This is a genomic window from candidate division KSB1 bacterium (genome assembly GCA_022566355.1).
Classification (GTDB): Bacteria; Zhuqueibacterota; JdFR-76; order JdFR-76; family DREG01; genus JADFJB01.
In genome coordinates this window covers 1-20,430 of record JADFJB010000086.1, presented here as the reverse complement: position 1 = coordinate 20,430, position 20,430 = coordinate 1, and the positions used below count along the sequence as shown (strand labels likewise).

18 protein-coding genes and 1 tRNA gene are annotated in these 20,430 nt (G+C 38.1%); 16 read left to right on the top strand and 3 right to left on the bottom strand.

Translation table 11 applies throughout. The features are described 5' to 3' along the window. The first annotated feature begins 114 nt into the window (after positions 1-114). Both IIC38_14335 and IIC38_14330 read left to right on the top strand, forming a co-directional pair. Positions 115-405: a hypothetical protein gene (locus tag IIC38_14335; GenBank protein MCH8127113.1), complete on the top strand. Its 291-nt coding sequence runs from the start codon at positions 115-117 to the stop codon at positions 403-405. An 18-nt stretch (positions 406-423) separates the two neighbouring features. Further along, positions 424-831 carry a putative toxin-antitoxin system toxin component, PIN family gene (locus IIC38_14330; protein MCH8127112.1) on the top strand — a complete coding sequence of 136 codons (408 nt, stop codon included), beginning with the start codon at positions 424-426 and terminating at the stop codon, positions 829-831. Between the two features lie 411 nt (positions 832-1,242). On the opposite strand, the gene IIC38_14325 is transcribed toward IIC38_14330, so the two are convergent. Then, positions 1,243-1,315: transfer RNA gene (locus tag IIC38_14325), tRNA-Phe, on the bottom strand. Positions 1,316-1,743: 428 nt separating this feature from the next. On the opposite strand from IIC38_14325, the gene IIC38_14320 reads away from it, so the two are divergent. The 9 genes from IIC38_14320 (at position 1,744) to IIC38_14280 (ending at position 12,586) form a co-directional block, all read left to right on the top strand. Further along, positions 1,744-2,616 carry an STAS domain-containing protein gene (locus tag IIC38_14320; protein MCH8127111.1) on the top strand — a complete coding sequence of 291 codons (873 nt, stop codon included), beginning with the start codon at positions 1,744-1,746 and terminating at the stop codon, positions 2,614-2,616. 10 nt (positions 2,617-2,626) lie between these two features. Next, positions 2,627-4,087: a diguanylate cyclase gene (locus IIC38_14315; protein MCH8127110.1), complete on the top strand. Its 1,461-nt coding sequence runs from the start codon at positions 2,627-2,629 to the stop codon at positions 4,085-4,087. Beyond that, entirely contained in the window at positions 4,084-4,839 is a 756-nt protein-coding gene (locus tag IIC38_14310; protein MCH8127109.1) for a HEAT repeat domain-containing protein, read from the top strand. The genes IIC38_14315 and IIC38_14310 overlap by 4 nt, the downstream gene beginning before the upstream one ends. Then, complete coding sequence (locus IIC38_14305) at positions 4,814-7,099, top strand: hypothetical protein (GenBank protein MCH8127108.1); 2,286 nt, start codon at positions 4,814-4,816, stop codon at positions 7,097-7,099. Before IIC38_14310 ends, IIC38_14305 begins: the two co-directional genes overlap by 26 nt. Beyond that, positions 7,086-8,513: a GT4 family glycosyltransferase PelF gene (gene pelF, locus IIC38_14300; protein ID MCH8127107.1), complete on the top strand. Its 1,428-nt coding sequence runs from the start codon at positions 7,086-7,088 to the stop codon at positions 8,511-8,513. Before IIC38_14305 ends, pelF begins: the two co-directional genes overlap by 14 nt. Then, a complete protein-coding gene (gene pelG / locus IIC38_14295; GenBank protein ID MCH8127106.1) occupies positions 8,501-9,994 on the top strand; it encodes an exopolysaccharide Pel transporter PelG in 1,494 nt (497 codons plus the stop codon). Before pelF ends, pelG begins: the two co-directional genes overlap by 13 nt. Before the next feature lie 14 nt (positions 9,995-10,008). Further along, positions 10,009-11,805: a hypothetical protein gene (locus IIC38_14290; GenBank protein ID MCH8127105.1), complete on the top strand. Its 1,797-nt coding sequence runs from the start codon at positions 10,009-10,011 to the stop codon at positions 11,803-11,805. 176 nt (positions 11,806-11,981) lie between these two features. Next, positions 11,982-12,218: a DUF433 domain-containing protein gene (locus IIC38_14285; protein MCH8127104.1), complete on the top strand. Its 237-nt coding sequence runs from the start codon at positions 11,982-11,984 to the stop codon at positions 12,216-12,218. Beyond that, positions 12,215-12,586 (top strand): DUF5615 family PIN-like protein, encoded by a 372-nt coding sequence (locus IIC38_14280; protein MCH8127103.1) that lies wholly within the window; start codon positions 12,215-12,217, stop codon positions 12,584-12,586. Before IIC38_14285 ends, IIC38_14280 begins: the two co-directional genes overlap by 4 nt. A gap of 496 nt (positions 12,587-13,082) precedes the next feature. On the opposite strand, the gene IIC38_14275 is transcribed toward IIC38_14280, so the two are convergent. Beyond that, the gene (locus IIC38_14275) at positions 13,083-13,931 is read right to left on the bottom strand and encodes an SDR family oxidoreductase (protein ID MCH8127102.1); all 849 of its coding nucleotides are present in this window, start codon (positions 13,929-13,931) and stop codon (positions 13,083-13,085) included. A 294-nt stretch (positions 13,932-14,225) separates the two neighbouring features. On the opposite strand from IIC38_14275, the gene IIC38_14270 reads away from it, so the two are divergent. Both IIC38_14270 and IIC38_14265 read left to right on the top strand, forming a co-directional pair. Continuing rightward, positions 14,226-14,861, top strand: coding sequence for a DUF4287 domain-containing protein (locus IIC38_14270; GenBank protein MCH8127101.1), 636 nt, complete (start codon positions 14,226-14,228; stop codon positions 14,859-14,861). Between the two features lie 136 nt (positions 14,862-14,997). Continuing rightward, positions 14,998-15,231: a hypothetical protein gene (locus tag IIC38_14265; GenBank protein MCH8127100.1), complete on the top strand. Its 234-nt coding sequence runs from the start codon at positions 14,998-15,000 to the stop codon at positions 15,229-15,231. A 394-nt stretch (positions 15,232-15,625) separates the two neighbouring features. Here the strand turns inward: IIC38_14265 and IIC38_14260 are convergent, their stop codons facing one another. Beyond that, the gene (locus tag IIC38_14260; GenBank protein MCH8127099.1) at positions 15,626-15,856 is read right to left on the bottom strand and encodes a hypothetical protein; all 231 of its coding nucleotides are present in this window, start codon (positions 15,854-15,856) and stop codon (positions 15,626-15,628) included. Between the two features lie 472 nt (positions 15,857-16,328). Between IIC38_14260 and fdrA the strand changes: the two genes are divergently transcribed. The 3 genes from fdrA (at position 16,329) to IIC38_14245 (ending at position 20,424) form a co-directional block, all read left to right on the top strand. Further along, positions 16,329-18,047 carry an acyl-CoA synthetase FdrA gene (fdrA, locus tag IIC38_14255; protein MCH8127098.1) on the top strand — a complete coding sequence of 573 codons (1,719 nt, stop codon included), beginning with the start codon at positions 16,329-16,331 and terminating at the stop codon, positions 18,045-18,047. 336 nt (positions 18,048-18,383) lie between these two features. Further along, entirely contained in the window at positions 18,384-19,625 is a 1,242-nt protein-coding gene (locus IIC38_14250) for a DUF1116 domain-containing protein (GenBank protein MCH8127097.1), read from the top strand. A gap of 325 nt (positions 19,626-19,950) precedes the next feature. Then, positions 19,951-20,424, top strand: a complete 474-nt coding sequence (locus IIC38_14245) for a hypothetical protein (protein ID MCH8127096.1) — start codon at positions 19,951-19,953, stop codon at positions 20,422-20,424. Positions 20,425-20,430: the final 6 nt, after the last annotated feature.

Below are 20,430 nucleotides of genomic sequence, written 5' to 3'. Positions count from 1 at the left end.
AATCCCCACTACTTCCTATATCTCTTGACTATAGGAAACCGTTAGCGTATCTTAAAAGTGTTAATAGTAACTCAATTAATTATGTTAATTAGATTAAAACCACGGCGGTCCAAAATGGTAAAAGATGTCGACCTTAAAGACTTGACCAATACCAAACTTCGAAACCTTCTCAAGTCTATTAAAAGTGATGATCAATATATTCTTAAAGAGAACGGCAAGCCAAGAGCTGTCCTACTCTCTCTTGATGATTTAGAGGTACTTAAAAGGGCAAAGGCTAACAAAGAAAAAGCATGGGAAAATCTTTTTGCGAATCTCAAACAAGTCCACGCTTTGAACCCGAATGTCTCTGAGGAGCAAGTTCATAAAGACGTAGCTGAAGCAATTCGTGCCGTTCGTCAAAGATGACATTAACAAGCACTTTCTATGAAAGTTGTCCTTGATTCTAATATCCTTATTAGTGCTTTTCTAGCTCCTCAAGGGGAAGACGCTAATGTTTTAAAACAATCTAAAAAGCAAACACTGTATTTGTCACCATTTATATTGTCTGAAGTTTGGCAGGTTCTCCATTATCCACGCATCCGGAAGAATTACCCTTTCACGGAAAGTGAAATAAATCGCCATGTGGCTGAACTCACGGCTGCTTGCGAGCTTGTGGATACTAAGCTTACATTAGATGTCTGTTCGGATCCTGACGATAACCAGGTCCTGGCAGCAGCCATCGAAGCCAGCGCGGATTATTTAGTCACCAGGAATATAAAACATTTTCCAAAAACTTATAAAGATGTTCAGATTGTTCACCCAAAAAAAATATTAAATATTATACAATCCTAGAATAATTTAAAATTACATAATTTCTTTGGTTAGTTATTTAACGAGTGAGTTTGGACTTTTAAACACACTCGTTTTTGTTATACCTCCTGTGCTCTTCTTTATATATTTGTATCAAAAAGATTTAATATTCTTCTTGACTTTTAATCACTTGGAATTTACTTTTGGCTAATTCCAAAATTGAATAATCCATTGGGGAAGCCATGGAAACATTACACAAAACGGTTTCAAAAGCCAAAATTGCTGGATCAGGTTCGGTTTGAAGAGATCAAACCCTGGCACTCTAATCATAGGCGGATACCAAAGAATAAAATAGTATTTTTGAAAATTACTTATGATGAGATACATCTTCACCGGCTTGTATAACCCAATCAAAAAACCCCATAACAAATTAATATTACGGGGTTTAATTAGTGGCGCCTCCCAGAATCGAACTGGGGACACACGGATTTTCAGTCCGTTGCTCTACCGACTGAGCTAAAGCGCCACTTGCAAAAATGGAAGTAGAAATATAGTATCTTTTCATTCACCTGTCAAGCACAAAACACCATTCTTCATTAAGCCCCCAGAGTATTTTTTCAAAGAGGTTTCATTTTTAGTTCAGCGCTATTTAAGATGCAAAAAGTAAACTTTTGTATGCTGCCATGGTCTAATCATTCGCTAAATTTAGGGTAATTTGTAAATCTGTCTCAAACTAAAATGTGATTAACTTGGATAATTCATGAAATTATAGTTTAAGCTTGAAGTTGTCCAAAGTGCCATACCGGCGCAACGGGATCTATTTCCCTAAAATTGATAAAGCATAATTGTAAGTATAAAATAGTTGCAAAATAGATTCTTCCTGGATGAAAAGGTTCATGAATAGTCCAGGTTAATGAATACTGCACGATATTCCGATAATTGATGAGTTAGCTTGTGCTTCTTTTAACGCAAAATATTAAAGATTATATGCATCTGGATATTCAACATAAAAAAGAATTCATATTTGTACAATTCAAGCGGAATTGCAGTTTAAATCAAACCAACCTGGAAGAATTTAAGTTCCAGGTTTTGGGTTCTGTTGAACCATCCAATACGGTAATCTTAAACTTCGAAAACTTAGAATATATCGACAGCGCAGGATTAACAACACTCATTCATATTCGAAAGAAAATTTTGAGCATGAATGGGAAATTATTACTCACCAATGTAAGTATGCAAATTCAAAAATTGCTGCAAATTACCAGGCTGCATCGGTTTTTTGAAGTTTTCAATTCTTTAGAAGAAGCGGTTAGTTCTTTAAAGAAAACCGCACCAGACAGGTCAAAGGATCATCCATTTACCCTCAAACTGCAAGTTAAACATACGGACACTTTTTCTATAGTAAGAATTAAACAACCGGATTCACTGATCGCCACCAATAGTGAGGCTTTCAAAAAGAAAATATTGGAGTACCTCTCAACACGAAATGCTGCTATATTGGATTTCAATAAACTTCGTAATATTGACAGTACCGGGATCGCTTGTTTAATTCATCTCAAAAAATTTGTCAGGAAAAATAATAAAAAAATAATCCTAGTTTATCAGGATAGTGTCATCACTCGACTATTTAAATTGTATTCCATTGAAGACCTATTTCCCCAGTATTCCGATTCCAAACTAGCTGTCCAATCTTTAAAACAAAACATTCAAATTAATAAACTGGAAGCTGCAACTCAAAATACGACGCCTCAGGAAGCAAATAATTCTTCATCCTTTTTAACTGAAGAATTCGAGGACATTTTATTCCTGACTGATTATCAAAAGTAGGAACCTATTCATGAATTACCGATATTTGAAAGATGTTTCTTTTAGTCTTTTGACTTTTTTTCTGCTGATTATTAGCGTGAATATTTTCCTGTTTCCGGATTCACCCGGTTTTCAGGGCTTAAATCCCCATCCTTATTTAATTGTAGTGCTGCTCGTAGCAAGTCGATTTGGCCGATGGGAAGGCCTGGTGGCTGCCTTCATTTCCGGCTTGATTCTGGTTGTCTACGCCTATTTAGATAGCGCTCCGTACTTTAACTGGTCCATGCTCACCGAAGCATCATTCCTGATATCTTTAGTTTCATTCCTTCTTGCGGCTTTGATTGTCGGTGAAATGCGAGGATTTAACAAAAGCTTTGAACGGGCAATCGTTAAAGAAAATTCGGACCTGAAAAAAGAAAACAGCAAATTAAAAGAGCAACTGGAAATTATTACAATTATAAAAGAGGAACTAGAAAATCGAATTGTTGGGCAAGAAGAGACCGTTCACTCCTTGTACCAGGCAACAAAATCACTGGAAACTTTAGATGAAAAACAATTTTATTCATCACTTACCCAGCTAACATCCCGGTTCACCGGGGCTACAAAAGTCTCACTTTATGTAATTGATTATCCAAATGATAATATAATCCGAGTAGCCAGGTACGGTTATGAGGATTCAGAAGATGTGTACCAGAAACTGCCTCTGAAATCCGATATTTTCGGGATGATTCTCAATTCAAATAAGCTCATGACCATAAAAGACATTTCTGATGATGACAAAATATTTGATACCTGGCAAAAATCTAAAAATAGAGCCTATGCTTATGTGCCTATTTCCATGGGTTCGGTCATTGTTGGAATTTTAACCGTCGATGACATTCCATTTCTCAAATTGAATATTTCGACGATTAGAATTTTAGCTATGATTGCCGAACTTGCCGTTCCGGCTCTCAAAAACATCATAAAGTACCAGGATCTTCAGGATATGGTCAAGATCGATCCGATCACTAATTTACCAAAATATGATTCCTTCGAAACAATGGCAAACGTTGAATTTACGAAAGCGGCACGATACAAGCTTGAATTTGCCATCTTAATCATTAAAGTTGACGGATTTGAAGTAATTGAACAAAAGCTTGGCCATGCAGTTCGGGTTGAAGCTGCAAAATGGCAAAGCCATACGTTCCAAACCCTATTAAGAACTGTCGATATTTTAGCAACCGGTAAACATTCCAGTGAGTTTATCATGTCTCTGCCATTTACAAATACCGACGGCCTTTTAACGGTAATCGATAGAATTAAAAAAATTCAAACGCAAGACGGAGTAGATAATACTTGGAATAAATATATAAAACTTTCATTTGGCGCTGCGACATATCACCCGTCAATAAAATCATTCGGCGATATGCTCAACCTTGCATATCATTCTCTTGAGCTAAATTCAAAAACTACACAAGTAACATCTGAGGAAGAAAAAGTCACTAAATCATGAATTGGGAACGATACCTACAACTTAAGCGACAACAGACACAATCTGATATTAGATTCCTGCCGGAAAACCAAAGCGAAGCCAAGCAAGCACTGGCGCTTGGAGTGATTGATATCAGTCAGTACGTGGAATTCTCATTGGGTATGGAGCCATTACTGGATACAGTCCATGATCCTGAACCGGATATTCGCAAAGAGGCGATCCGCAGAATTGCCGAACGTAGAACACCATTGTCAATCCAAATGCTTCATGGCATGTTATTAGATGAGGATGAAGAAGTCCGTTTGTATACGGCTTCAGAATTGGATCGACTAGAAGACGAAATGCAAAAGAGAATTCATAAGCTTCGAAAAGCTCTTGAAGAGGACCAAAACGATCATAGAAATCGATTCGAATTGGCCAAAACCTATATCGAATTTACCAGGTTATTGGTCACCAGTGAAGTCCTGGGAAATTTCTTCTTAAAAAAAGCTATCGAGTTATTAAATAAGAATTTTGATGACGGCGTCCATGATGCCAACCACAATCTCTATCGTGGCTGGGCTTTTCAATTGAAATCGAATTATGCCCAGGCGCTATTGGATTTAAAAGAAGCGATACGTCATGATAAGAGTTTGATATTGGCTTATATCGTTATGGCTGAAATCTACTTTCTCCGAGGACGATACGATTTTGTTAAAAAGATCATGAAAACCATGCCGGTACACCACCACCAGGTTGAGGAATATTATGCACATTTATACTGGGGAAATTAAGATTCAAAACATTTTCTCTACTTTTGTTTGGTTTTTGGCGTTCCTGGGTTTTACCGGCAGCGCATTTTCACAATCGAATCTGATTCCTCGAAAAATTCTAGCGTTGTACAAATCCAGTGAAGGGAATTCGGAACAACAAAACAATATTTATTTTAATGCACAACTACCGCTTAACAACCTGGGCCTGGTAGTCACTTATTCAGACGCCGAAGGGAATCTTCCGACACTGGATGAGATGAATGATTATCGTGGCATTATTTCCTGGTTTGGAAGCTCCGAAATGAGAGAGGCTGCACGTTACAGAAAATGGTTGATGGAAATGCTACAATCCGGGAAATATGTTGTAATCCTGGGTAATCTTGGAGCACACTTTGAGTTAGGGGCTTCATCTACTGAGAAGGATGATAAAGAAGTTCAAAGAATTTGTGATTACTTCGGATTGACCTATAACTACAACCAGCTAAAAAACCAAAATGTACAAATTGATTTTAAAAATGATCAGTTTTATGATTACGAGGCAAAATTCATTGAATTTAAACCTGAAACCATCGAAAACATTATCTCTGTTGATCCGCAAAACCAAGTCCTTTTATCTTTAACGGCAGATAATAAAAAGAGTGATATCGCAATTTTAACTCCAAATGGTGGATATATTCAGCAAGGAGCTATTTCAAAAATTGATACTAAAACTTACCATGCACAATGGTACATCGATCCCTTTAAATTTTTCGATAAAGCTTTCCACTGTGATGATTTACCCATTGCAGATATCAATACAACTTGTGGTTATCGGACTGCTTTTATTCACATAGATGGTGATGGATTTAGTACAATCTCCAAGATCAACCGATGGCACAATTGTGGAAAATTAACCAAGAATCGAATCTTAACCAAATTTGCATTTCCGTTTTCATTTTCTGTGATAGTAGCTGATGTTAGTCCGGCCTATAACGGAAACAATGATACCTTTGAAGCGGCACGAGAAATCTTCCGTCTTCCAAATGTAGAACCGGCTAGTCATGGCTTCGCACATCCACATGATTGGAGGACGGGAAAATTATCCTTGAAAGTCGATTCTTATAGCTATGATCCGGCTCTTGAAACTGTAGGATCAATCAAATATATTCAGGAGAACCTTGTCCCACCGGGAAAATCGGTGAAACTCTTTTTTTGGACAGGGATGTGCAATCCAAATCAATTAGAAATCGATCTTCTGGAGAATCAAGGTTTCTTACATATAAATGGCGGCGCTGGGAAATTGGATTTGGAACGGCCATCGATCAGTACGTTTTATCCCCCTTATGGCCAGGTTGGTAGCAAAATGAGAGTTAATTCCAGAATTAGCAATGAATTTGAATTTACCAATGGCTGGCAATGGCCTTATGATGGCTACTCTAATGTAATTAAATCGATTCAATTCACCGGTGGCCACAGACCGGTGGCTCCTGTAAATATTTATTTTCATCCATACATCGTTGAATGGAATGAAGGCTGGCAATCGCTAAGACAGGTTCTTAAATGGGCTGAACAGCAAGACCTAACTTTTGTTTATACTTCCGATTATATAAAATCAGTCAAAGACTTTATTAACACAAAAATTTACCAGGCAGATGAAAATGAGTATGTTTTCTTAAATGATGGAAATCTCCGGACAATTCGATTTAAGAACGAGATAAGAGAAGTTAATCTTTCTTTATCTGAAAATGTTATAGGTTTTACGAAAGACAAAGGGGATTTGTTGATCCATCTAAATGCCAGGAAAGAGCATAAACTCGTTTTTGGGGAACCCACTAAAACCATTCCGTATCTCAATTATGCCAACCAACTGGTGGATTCCCTGGAAACCCAGGGAAATGAAATATACCTGTATGTACGTGGTTATGGTAATTTTCATGCTACTTTAAAAAATCTTAGCCCGAATGCCTACTTTTCAATTAAAAAGTTACCGCTAAATTCTCAAACGAACAGTTATAAACAGGCCAGCGCTTTTTCACAACAGGAGTTCATCTATTCTACAATTCAATATTTAAAAAGCGATGAGCATGGAACCCTTTCATTTGAATCATTCATTACAAACTCAGGGAAAATTGTATTGAAGCCAAGTTCGTCAATCAACTATATGCTTTTGAAATCAAAGTACTGGATTTTTCTGGCTGCTGTTTTTGGCTTCATATTAGTTCAGATCAGACTGGAGCGTACCAATAAATTCAACCTGTTAACTTATATTTTGAGTAAAAAAAAGAAAAATGGCAAAGAATAGAAAAGTTAGAGTCTGCACAATCATAGAGGGCGCTTATCCTTACGTCTTTGGTGGAGTCTCCATCTGGTTGCAACAATTAATTTCCAATCTCCCAGAAGTGGAATTCGTTCTTTGGACGATTGTACCGAAAAAAAATCAACCATCGAAATTTAAATTTCCAAAGAATGTTGTCGATATGCATGAAGTTGTGTTAGAAAACAAACTAAAAAACCATACAAAAAGATATCACGTCAACAAACAGTGGAAGACGATTCACCAATTTCATGACAAAATGGAAAATGGAGAAATCTGTCAATTTGCAGAATTTTACAAGCAATTTTCCAGAAATGAACCAAATGCTTTATCGCTCGAGAATATTTTCAAAGATTTCCAAGGTTGGGAACTGCTTACGGAAAAATACAACAAGAACCACCCCATCATGCCTTTTATAGATTATTACTGGAGCTGGCGAGCGACCCATTTACCTTTATTGAAAATGTTTCAAGCTGAAATCCCGGATGCTGATATTTACCATGCGGTCTCTACCGGTTATGCCGGTTTGTTGGGCGCTATCGCCAAAGTCAATACCGGCAAACCATTCATTTTAACCGAGCATGGCATTTACGCCAAAGAACGTGAACTTGAGATTAATCAATCCAAAAATTATGCCGGTTATAATAATCGAATGTGGAAAAAAATGTTTCATTCACTGGCACAGATTGCATATGTCCATGCCGATAAAATTATTGCCTTATTCAAAAGAAACCAGGAATTACAAATCCATTTAGGGGCGCCGCAAGACCGCTGTGAAGTTATTCCAAACGGCATTCGCATTGAACAATACAAAGACATCCAACCTCACAAGCATAAGGGTTTTAATGTAGGTTTCATAGGTCGAATGGTTGCCATCAAGGATGTTAAGAGTTTTATCATGGCTGCTCGAATCATAAAGGATCAAATTAAAGATGCCCATTTCTATTTAATTGGACCACAGGAAGAACAAACGGAGTATTATAAAGAACTGTTGATTCTGGTTCAGAACCTGGATTTAAAAGATTCGGTTACATTTACAGGAAAGGTTGATGTGAAAAAGTTCTTCCCGATTTTAGATGTTCTTTGTTTATCAAGCATTAAGGAAGCTCAACCGCTTGCCTTAATTGAATCTCTCATGGCAGGTGTACCCATTGTTGCAACCAAGGTTGGTAATGTCGAAGATATTTTGTTAGATGATGGAATAGTTGTGCCGCCAAAAAGTCCGGAGAATATGGCAGATGGCGTGATGAAATTTGCACATAATTCCAAATATCGATTGGAATGTATTAAACGAGGTCGCGAAAGAGCTATTTTGGATTATGATCTTGACAGGCTTATTCACCGTTATGAAGAGATATATGAACAATATAATGTTCAGGAGAAAGCCAAATGGCTGGCATAGGCTTTGAGTTACAAAAGCTAATTCGAAAAGGCACATTGGTCTCTACAATCCAGGCCTTTATGTTTGGCTCTGTTTTGTCTGCTGGTCCAATGATATTAACAGTATTATGTATCGGGATCATAGGCTGGATCAGCTATGGCCTGTTTCACCAGGGTATACTTCAAGTTTTCTCTGTAACCATCGTTTACACGTTTGCGTTTTCATTAATCCTCTCGGGCCCTTTTCAACTGGTATTCACAAGATATGTCGCAGACAAACATTTTATCAAAGAGTTTAAGGATATTTATCCCGGATATTTTACTTCCACTGTATTAGTCATGGTATTGGCATTAGCGCTTGCTGTCCCATTCTATGTCTTATTGGAAGTTTGGACTCCGGTAGGCAACATACTTTTATATAAAATATTTGGCATAGCTGCTTTTGTTTTTCAATGCATCATTTGGCAATTAATGGGATTTGTCGGCACGACAAAAGAATATCAAAAAGTAACCTGGTCATATTTATTCGGAACGATCGTCAGTATACTCGTTTCTTTTCTATTAATCCCCTCGATCACCGTAGCAGGCGGGATGGCCGGTTTCTGTTCGGGTCAACTTTTAATCATTGTACTGCTATACCGAATAACCACTGTAGAATTAGAAAAAAAACAATATTGGCGTAAAGAATATTTTGTCTATCTGAAAAAGTACTATATCATCGCCTTAATTGGACTCTTTTTTAATATAGGCATATGGATAGACAAATTTCTATTTTGGGATCATTTCGAGGAATCCAATGGAACCTCTTTTTTCTTCACCTACAACTATTACGATGTACCCTATTTTTTGAGCTTTTTTAGTATTATTCCGGCGATGGCTTATTTTTTAATACTAACAGAAACCAATTTTTACAAAGCTTACTCTTCCTTTATGAAAGACATTCTTAGCCAGCCATTATTAATTGTCAAACAGCGGAAAAATGATATGATTACTACCCTCAAAGAGGGTATGCGGGGAATGCTAAAATTACAAAGTATAACCACTCTACTCCTGATTGTTTTTGCTGAGCAACTCCTTATTTTCCTGGGCTATCGCGGAGTTTCGATTTGGCTATTTCGGGTTTTACTTCTTGGAGCTTTCTTTCATGTAATTAATATGAATATTAATATCATTTTCCTCTATTATGAAATGAGAAAAAGAGCCTTGTATCTTACTATTTTGTTTGCAGCACTAAACGGTATTTTTACATATATCTCAATTCAATTGGGAATCCAATATTTTGGGTATGGATTTTTGCTCGCCGGAATATTAACCACTGCTATTTCCTGGCCGCTTTTAGTGTATTCAATGAAAAGAATCGATTTTTACATTTTCGCAAACCAGCCCATTGAGTCAGTTATCAATACTGATGATAAATGGAGGTTCAGGAGTAGTAAGGTTTTAGTTGATGAAGATTCACAGGAAACAAAAATAAAAAATAAACAACCAGAAATTAATTCATAAATATGGAAAGAAAAATGAAACAATATTTCAAAATTTCTGGAATCATATTTCTGTTCATTTCTTTGACAGTAAGTTTTGCAAGTGGAGATGATAAATATAGTTCAGTGAAGATATTATTTGAAAATGGTGAGTTTGGCCTGGCAAAAACCAAAATTCGGGCTCTAGCGGAATCAGGATCCATACCACTTAATTCTTTGCTGGAATTAAGTCAATTACTCGAGGCAGAGAATTTTTACCCCGAGGCAATTTTTTTACTTGATACACAAAAGCAACATCACCAAAATTCAACCCTGTTATTAGAAAGATTGGCCGAACTTTATACCGAATCCGATCAATCCATCAAAGCCATTGATGTTTACGAAGAATTAGTCAAAACAAACGAGAAAAAACGCGAGTATTGGCTGCAACTTGGGAAGATTTATTCATGGAATGAACAATCGGAACAAGCGATGCTTGCCTATGAAAAGGCAGTTACTCTGGATCCAAGTGATTTAAACACAATACGGCAATTGAGCCAGCAATACCAATGGAATGAACGCCCCAAAGCGGCTTTCGCATTACAGAAAGTTATTCTGAGGAAAAATCCCGGCGATCTTAATCTTTGGAAAGAGCATGGAATTCAAGCACAAGGATTAAATAGAAATGACGAAGCCATCGATGCGTTTAAGAATATTATCAAACGGGATTCAACCAATGCCGAAGCTTTTTTCCTGCTTGGAGAGACAGCCATGTGGAGCGACCGCCAGTCTGAAGCAATGATTAGTTTTAGGCAAGTACTAAAACTCGAACCTGAAAATCAAAAAGCGCGATTCTACTTGGCTCAGCTTAGTCAATATACACCATTTCAATGGATGAAAGCGAAAAAATCATATGAACACATTTTGTCTGTTGATCCCTATCATCAGGAAAGCACAAAACTTCTCCTGGAAATTCGACAAGATTATGGCCCTTTGTTTAATTCGTCTTTGAAATATTTGGATGACTCAAACAATCTACAATTAACCGAAGTCTCGGTTTTGCATAATAGATATGTCACTTCCCGGTGGCAATTACAAGCTGAGACAATATATCGACAACTTGAAGAAAAAAAATCGGTCGGTAAAGTGTTTTCTTATGGTCAAGGTTTAAAATTGGGAGGGACATGGTTTGTTCATCCGAAAACGCGATTTGTAACCACCGGGGGATATATTCGGTTCGACCAGGAAGAAACCTTTGGATTGTTTGAATTTCAACTGCAACAAACTCTTTCAGAGAAAAGTAGATGGCCGGGGCAATTATTTTCATCTACTTATGCGAGATATAATCAAGTACTGGATGGAGCTTTGGCTATCAGACAAAAGTTAAAAGCAAAAAGAATCGGCCAAAATATTTATTGGAAGCCTAACACCAATACATTAATCAGTGGCGATGTGCAGAAAAGTTGGTATTCTGATAATAATCAAAAGCTGGAATTGTACATCGAATCTGAATATCGATTCTTTTCCGGAAACCCTTCCCTATTTTTGAATGCAGTTTATGCTTACCAGGATATGAATCTTTTTTACCCCGAATCCGAACCTTATTGGACACCTAAAAATTTCTGGACTCGATCACTCGGCCCAAGTGTCCAGGTTAAATTGGGGAAAACAATCATAACTAAAGTAGGTTACTCCCTCACTCAACAGACAGGCAACGAAACTGCCAATAACTGGATGGCAAACTTTATCTGGCAGCCGAATAATTTTTCTTTATTAAGAATTTCCTATCATGACTATGGCTCTAATTTCTATGCATACAGAAGTTTTGAAGGGCAGTTTTCATATCGGTTTTGATTTCGGAGTTTTGACTCAATTAAAATTACAACCCAATTTTAAATTTCAATCACTCTACTCATCTTGTTTAGAATGAGTTTACAATTTCAAGTTGTGATTGAAAAATAATTTTGTTAATTTGTTTATAAACGTATTGCAAAATTAGTAAATGGTTGTTCAAAAAATTAGAGGCGAAAATGTTAGGATTCGATCGGATAACTTTTGATCCAAATGTGATGAGTGGACGGGCTTGCATAAGGGGAATGAGAATAACAGTTTCCTTAATAGTAAATTTGGTAGCTAATGGTATGACTGTCAAAAAGATTATGGAAAGTTATCCATACCTTGAAGCAGAAGACATTTATGAGTCGTTGAAATATGCTGCCTGGTTAACAGATGAAGGAATTTTTCCACTAGAAAAAGCTACTGCATGAAATTTCTTGCAGATATGGGTATTTCCCCAAAAACAGTAGACTTCTTAATTGCACTTGGATTCGAATCTATCCATCTTAGTGCTCTCAAATTAAATAAAATGCTGGATTCTGAAATTCTAAATAAGGCAAAAAATGAAGGTTTCATCCTATTAACCCATGACCTTGATTTCAGTGAATTGGTTGCAGCTAGTAAAGCAAAATTACCAAGTGTGATTATCTTTCGATTGAGAAATATGCAACCAAATAATGTTAATTCTACGCTAAAAAAAATTGTAACTAACCACTCCTCAGCGCTCAAGCAAGGAGCGATTATAAGTGTAACTGACAGCCAAATACGTGTTCGTCAACTTCCAATTAAAAGCATTTAGTCTTTCACCAATAAATATTCCGCAATCCTAAATCCCCATTCGTAAATCATTTTGATTTCGGAATTCGGAGTTCGGAATTTAGAATTTATTTTGATTAATTTGGAAATTTAGAAATTCTTCTATTCATTTCTCTTTATTTTTTCTAGCTGTTTTGATAGATGCAATGATAATCGATACTATCTCATTAGCTTCTTCCATCAAATCTTCAATTCGATTCTGAGGAATAACTTTAGATTCAACCAATAATTCTAACTAAAATAATGATTCGTCAGCTTCTTCTTCAGATAAATTATTCCGCAATCCCAAATCCCCATTCCACAATCCTAATTCCCCATTCGTAAATCATTTTGATTTCGGAGTTCGGAATTTATTTCGATTAATTTAGAAATTTAGAATTCTATTCCCTCCTATTAGATAAGTTATTCCGCAATCCCAAATCCCCATTCCGCAATCCTAATTCCCCATTCCGCAATCCTAATTCCCCATTCGCAAATCATCATTTTTTCGGTTTCATCATCTGTAATACTTTTCTCAATTCCGGTCTGGGTGCAATTTCAGCCAAATAATTAAATTGCCCGGCCAGTAACCGCTCTCCACCATCGATGGTAATGCAATCACCTGTTAGGTAAGGTGAAAGATCCGACATCAAATAAACTGCAAGATTGGCTAATTCATAATGCTCACCATAACGTCCCATAGCAATCCGTTTTTTGAATTTTTCTTCCGTTTCTTTGTCGGGCATTAATCGAGTCCAAGCCCCTTCCGTTGGAAACGGACCGGGAGCAATAGCGTTTAATCGAATTCCATAAGTCGCCCATTCAAAAGCCAGAGATTTGGTCATGGCAAGCACACCTGCCTTTGCACACGCGGATGGCAGTACAAATCCACAACCACTTTCAGCATATGTTGTTACGATATTCAGAATTGTACCGGACTTTTTTGATTCGATTAATCGTTTGCCGAAATGATGTGTTGCATTGAATGTACCATGAAGAACGATATCAACAATGGCTTTGAATCCATTAGGACTTAAATCCTCTGTTGCGCTCAAAAAATTGCCAGCAGCATTATTTACCAATCCGTTTAATTCCCCAAATTCGTCGATTATGCGCTCTATCATTTTTCCGACTCCATCATAATCACGAACATCTATGGAATATGCAAATACCTGCGATCCGATTTTATTTAATTCATCAGCTGCTTTGTTAAGCTTATCCTGGTTTCGCCCACAAATCGCCACTTTAGCGCCAAATTTAGCAAAATGTTTTGCCATGGATAAACCCAATCCGCTGCTGCCACCCGTGACAAGTATCGATTTTCCATTCAAAGTGTTTTTCTCAAACATAACTCACCTCGTAATTTCTTGGATTCATTTGAAAGTGGTCATACTAATCGATGATAAATTAACCTTGTAACAAATTTAACCTTGTATTTTCAATGATCTAATTTAAATCACCAAATAAGGTTATCAAGTTGAATTATATTATTATAATTCAGTTAGGCTAATTTGAATACTATTTTGCTTTAAAACCAATGAAAAAATTCATACCTTTGAACCTTATATTAATTAAATCTTGTCACTATTTTAAATTATGAAAATCAAAATATTTTCATTCCTTAGTTTTAGGAGTTCAAACCAATGTCTACGCAAACAAGCATGACCCATTCAATATATAGTATCCATCCTGCTGTAGCTTATGCACAGGCAATTATCAGGAATCTTCCGGATAAGACCGGCAAGTCAATCGAGAATTGGATCGAGCTTGTAAATCAATCCGGGGTAAATGGGGTAGAAGAGCGCCGAGATTGGCTGAAAAAAGAACATAAACTCGGGAGTACAACCGCCATGTTGATTGCGGAACGTTCCGTAGGTAAGACATCCGAAGATACGGATTCAAATGAATATTTAAAGATAGCAGAATTTTATGTGAAGGAAATGTATGCCGGCCCTAAATCCGGACTTCGTCCGATCCATGATAAATTGATCAAGTTAGGCCAGTCTCTTGGCAATGACGTTAAAATATGTCCGTGCAAAACAATCGTACCTTTTTATCACCAAAATGTTTTTGCACAAATTAAGCCCACAACCCGCACGCGGATTGATTTCGGATTAGCATTAAAAAAATACCAGGATTCATTTTCGGATCGATTGATCGATACCGGAGGAATTGCGAAGGGAGATCGTATTACTCACCGATTTGCCATCTCATCAATTGAAGATATTGATGATGATGTGAAAAGATGGTTTAAAATTGCATATGATCTGGATGCTTAGTTCATTTTTCTCGAGTAATTTTCAAACCAGTCAATTGAACTAGGAGTAACTATGGAAAACGATTTTCCTACTGCAGGAGTTGAACTAACACTATTACTTGTTGTTAGTGATATCTAAAAATCAAACTGGTTTTACAGTGATGATCTTGGGGCTAAAGTTTATCGGGAATATGGAGGCACATCCCGTTCTAAACTTTCAAAGCAGTTGGATACTTTTGGTCACCAGTGGTGAGCCAACAGAAGATAAGCCGGATGTCACTTTTTCTACACCTGCTGATCCTAACTTAGCTGATCACAAGTTCGAGCCTGGCAGGCTTCATTCGTTAAACCCAACAATAACAAATAATTATGAATTGGCGATTAGGATTTAAACCTCAATATATTACATATGGCCAGGTGTCGTATGGGTGTCGGGCATTGACACCCGATGAATCAGTTAGCCAAGCTAACAGGGGTCTCGTACGCACCCGAAATTATATCAGGGTGCAAGTGCAGCCTGGATAGGATCCGGGAGGAGCGGAAGGGTTAAGGGAAGGAGGAATATTGGCGAGCAAAGAACTAGCACTCATTTAAATATTGGAAATACTTATCTCTTGTCATATTTGCTGTACGCATATTGCTTCTAATAATGTCGACGCCAATGCTTTTATATTTGGGGATTATAACAGGTCTCAGTACACCTTCTTTCGAAAGTACTATATGACCCCACTTTCTCTTTCAAATCTAAAACCATTTTTTTCAAAAATACACTTGAGAACTTGCCACCTAACTGGGGACAGCCTGGGCATTGTAAACCCCTTTGTTTACTTCAAATGGAATTGGAACATCAATATATTTGTCGAAATCACGTTTTGTTGGTTTAGTAGAAGCAGGGGCAAATCCGCATTCTTTTAATACCTCGAATAAGGTTTCTCTTTCGAAGCATGATATAAAAAATAATGACAATGCATCTATTAAATTCTCAAGCGCTTTATTTTCAGTTTTACCCTGAGACACAACGTCTAATAATGGACAGCAAGAAATGTAATACACCCCTTTCTTCTTGACAGTTGCCGGTAGTTTTACGCTAAAATTAACAATCGAAGGCTGTGTTCTTCTTATATCACTCCTTCTTTTTTGTTTGTAGTTAATCTATTTACCTCCTTACTATTATCGACTGTTTACAGGTTTTTTTTATTCACCATGAATAACAGTTGAAAGATAATGTAAAGTAATGTAACCTAATGTAAAGCAGTCGTAAGCTAACCTACCTAAGTACTAAAGTCAAGGACAATTGCATAAAGTACACATTTCACAATGCTATTAACAACCCATAATTGACACCTATATGACACCCAAGCCGAATTATACTAATTTAAGAAATGTTAGAAATGAAATTTAGGTTATTTAAAACAATGACTAAGGTGACACCTATTTGACACCTGAAAAATAAGCTATAATAAGCTTCATATAAGTGATGTAAATCAAAATGCCTGAAACAATCACAGAAATTCGCAGGGGTGCTTATTATGATTCTGTTGTTCTAATGCAGTTACAAGCATCCCTTAATTCGCTACCGGGTATCGTGAATGTCGGCGTAATGATGGGAACTGCAATAAACAAAGACATACTAAAGCAAAACGGACTATTAACAGCCGAAGCTGAGTCTGCTCAAGCTGACGATCTCATAATCAGTGTAAAGGGTTTTGATCAAACCGCCGTCAAATCAGCATTAAGTCAAATCGATCCACTTCTATCTAAACGAAGCGGTAGTTTAGATCAAAATTATTTACCCAAAAGCCTCGGAGCAGCAGCCAAGATGTTACCAGGCGCAAATTGGGTACTTGTTTCTGTACCTGGGCAATATGCTGCTGATGTCGCTTTTCAAGCACTTCGCATGCATAAACATGTCTTTCTATATAGTGACAATGTTCCCGTAAAAGACGAACTCTCTCTAAAGAAAGAGGCTGCAAGCCAGGGCTTATTGATTATGGGTCCGGATTGCGGAACTGCGATTATCAATGGAGTCGGCCTTGGCTTTGCCAATCAAATCAGGCAAGGACCCATAGGACTTGTGGGAGCTTCAGGAACCGGTTTGCAGCAGGTATCTGCCTCGATCCATCAATTGGGCAGCGGGATTACTCATGCTATAGGAACCGGAGGAAGAGATCTAAGTAAGGACGTTGGTGGCATAACCGCATTCCAGGCCCTTAACCTACTAAGTCGTGATCCCGAAACAAAGAGTATCGTTCTCATCTCAAAACCGCCTTCAGAAAAGATTGCCGCTAAATTGTTACAAACTGCTATGAAAATCAATAAACCTGTTGTGATCAATTTCATCGGACATATTATTCCCCCCGATGCAAAAATGGGTAATAATATTCACTTTGCAACATCTTTGCAAGAAACAGCAAAACTAGCTACTAAACTTGTTAATTCCAAGATCGATGCCGATTCATCTAAACAAATTCAATGGGCTGAATTCACTTCACAGAAATGCTATGTCCGGGGATTGTTTTCCGGTGGCACCTTAGCTTATGAAACATTGCTCATTCTGCAAAATTATTTACCCGCTGTATATTCTAATATTCCGTTGAAGAAAGAATTCAAGTTACCGGAATCAAATACAAGCAAAGAGCATACGATCATCGATCTGGGTGAAGATGAATTTACAGTCGGACGCCCCCATCCAATGATGGATAATACTCTTCGTTTAGAACGTCTCTCTCAGGAAGCTAACGATCCCGAGGTTGCCATGATCCTTTTGGATGTGGTCCTGGGTCATGGATCCCACCCGGATCCTGCCGGTGAATTATCTCCTGCTATTGAAAAGGCTCGCGCTAACGCCAAAAATACCGGACGAGAGTTAGAATTCGTGATAGTATTGGTTGGCACAGATGAGGACCCCCAGGATATAAACTCACAAATGAAACAATTAAAAGATGCCGGCGCACATGTTGAGACTAATATTAGTTCTGCAGCCAAATATGTCGGCGAGCGTTTGCAGGGTTTATCACCTCCGGAAATTTATCCGGAAGTTGATTTAACTGTTCTTGAGCAGCCGATGAAAGCCATCAATGTCGGATTGATGTCGTTCACCGAGAGCCTTCAGAATCAAGCAGCAACAGTTGTGCATGTAGATTGGCGCCCACCGGCGGGAGGCAATGAGGATTTAATAGCAATTCTGCAGCGGATGAAAAATAAATAGGCTAAAGAAAAAGACATAAAAGACTAGCGAAACTTCTCCTCAAACCGCCAAAAAAAACAAGCTTTATAAACTCGAAATGCTAATATCGAAATCCCAAACAAATTACAAAGATACAATTCCAAATACACCAAACAAAACGAAGAAACCTACAGAAGAGAATAAATGAGTTTTGCCCGGTTTTTAATTTTGTAAATTGGAATTTTAGATATTGTTTAGATTTTAGGATTTCGAATTTCAAATCAAAGTAATTTTATTTCATCGCAAAAAAACTTGACGCAAAATCAAAGTTGTTTTTCTGATGAAACATTTAATCAAAGTTAATAATTGGAGCCATTTATGAATATTGAAAAAGCAAATAACGAAGCCACCGAAAAAATGATGGAATCCCGAGCCGTACTAACCGGTTTGGGAAAAGCCCGTGATGTAATTCCGGGAATGGCGGATAACCTGCTGCTGCATGCCGGACCGCCAATTACCTGGGCTCGAGCTTCGGGACCCATGCGCGGAGCCATCACCGGTTCACTTATCTTTGAAAACAAAGCAAAAGATGAACAGGAAGCGCAAGTGCTCATCGAAAGTGGTGAATTTAAACTTGAACCATGCCACCACTACCAAACTGTGGGACCGATGGCAGGTGTTACTTCGCCGTCTATGTCGGTTTATATTATTGAAAACAAAACTTATGGTAATCGTGCATTTTCTAATCTGAATGAGGGCTATGGAAAAGTCTTGCGTTATGGCGCCTACGACCAGGAGGTCCAAACTCGTTTGAGATGGCTGGAGGATGTTATGGCTCCGGTATTGCATGATGCCATACAGTCAGCCGGAGGTATCGATATAAAGGCGCTGCTCTCTGAGGCGCTGCACATGGGCGATGAAGGACATAACCGCAATAAAGCAGGATCCATTCTTTACCTCAAGGCATTGGCGCCCCATGTTGTTAAAGTGTGCAAAGACAGTGAAACCGCAGCCAAAGTTCTGCAAACAATTGGAGACAATGCTTTAAGTGTCCTGAATCCGGTAATGGCTGCCTGTAAAGTTATGGCAGATGCCGCCCACGGCGTTGATGGCAGTACAATAATTACAACAATGGCACGGAACGGTACGGATTTCGGCATTCGGGTGAGTGGATTGGGTGATCGATGGTTCACCGCACCGGCACAGATTCCCAAGGGACTCTACTTCCCGGGTTATGGTGATGATGACGCTAACCCTGATATCGGTGACAGCACAATAACCGAGACTGCAGGTATTGGCGGATTCGCTATGGCTTCTGCTCCGGCAATCGTAACTTTTGTAAGTGGCTCGGCTCAAGACGCCTTGAACGCAACTCTGGAAATGTATGAAATCACTTGCCGGGAACATAAATATTTTACTATTCCTCCCCTGGATTTTCGCGGGACACCTACCGGCATCGATTTGCGGTTGGTGGTTGAAACAGGTATAAGTCCACGTGTAAACACAGGTATCGCGCATAAAGAACCGGGTATCGGTCAAATCGGGGCTGGACTGGTACGGCCGCCAATGAAAATATTTGAACAGGCGTTAGTTCACTTTGCACAAGAATACAATATTTAGGCTGCACAAATTTCATCTTTAATACCTTTGTGCGCATTAGATTGAGACATGTCATCCCGTTATGATGGGATCTTGTTAAAAAACAACACCTTACATAAACCATAACAAGATTCCTACAGAATGACAAAAAGTTGAACGTTATTGCGTGTTTGTGATAATATTGTTTTCACACAGCCTCTGAATCGCGGGGCTAAAATCGTACCTTTATTTTAGGATTAACACGTTGGCGCTATTGCAATAGCAGATTCAAACTGTCAAAATCTTTGTTGCATAATCTGTTTTTTGATATTTTAAAATAATACGCACAACTGGTTCTTTAAAAAATATGATCATTCGTCTAACCAAAGGAAACAACAAGCCGGACACACTCACTTGTGTACGAACTGACGGAAGTACAACCTGGACAAACCTTCACCCAAATATGTTCCAGCATGATTTAATGCATTATGCCGTAGAAACCACGCTTGGACTGCAAAATTCATTTTTTGGCCAGGTTGCAAGCGGGATTGATATCAGCGAATTTAATAAGCCAACAAATCAGCGCGGTTTCGAAATCCCTGTTGAAGCGATACAAACCGAATATATTGTTGGATTGTTGCAGGTTGAACTTTCGGATGGCGCTGTTTTCGAAGATTTCAATGACCAGCTTCAAAAGAGCCTCGCGAATAAAAACATCCCAATTCCTGAACAGCTAACAGAGGCAGCCTTAGATGATATCCGGACTAAATTTAAGCAGCTTCTAAGACAATGGGCGGCGTTACAACCGGGTGATTACCTTAAGTTGACATTTTTAGAATAAGGGTAA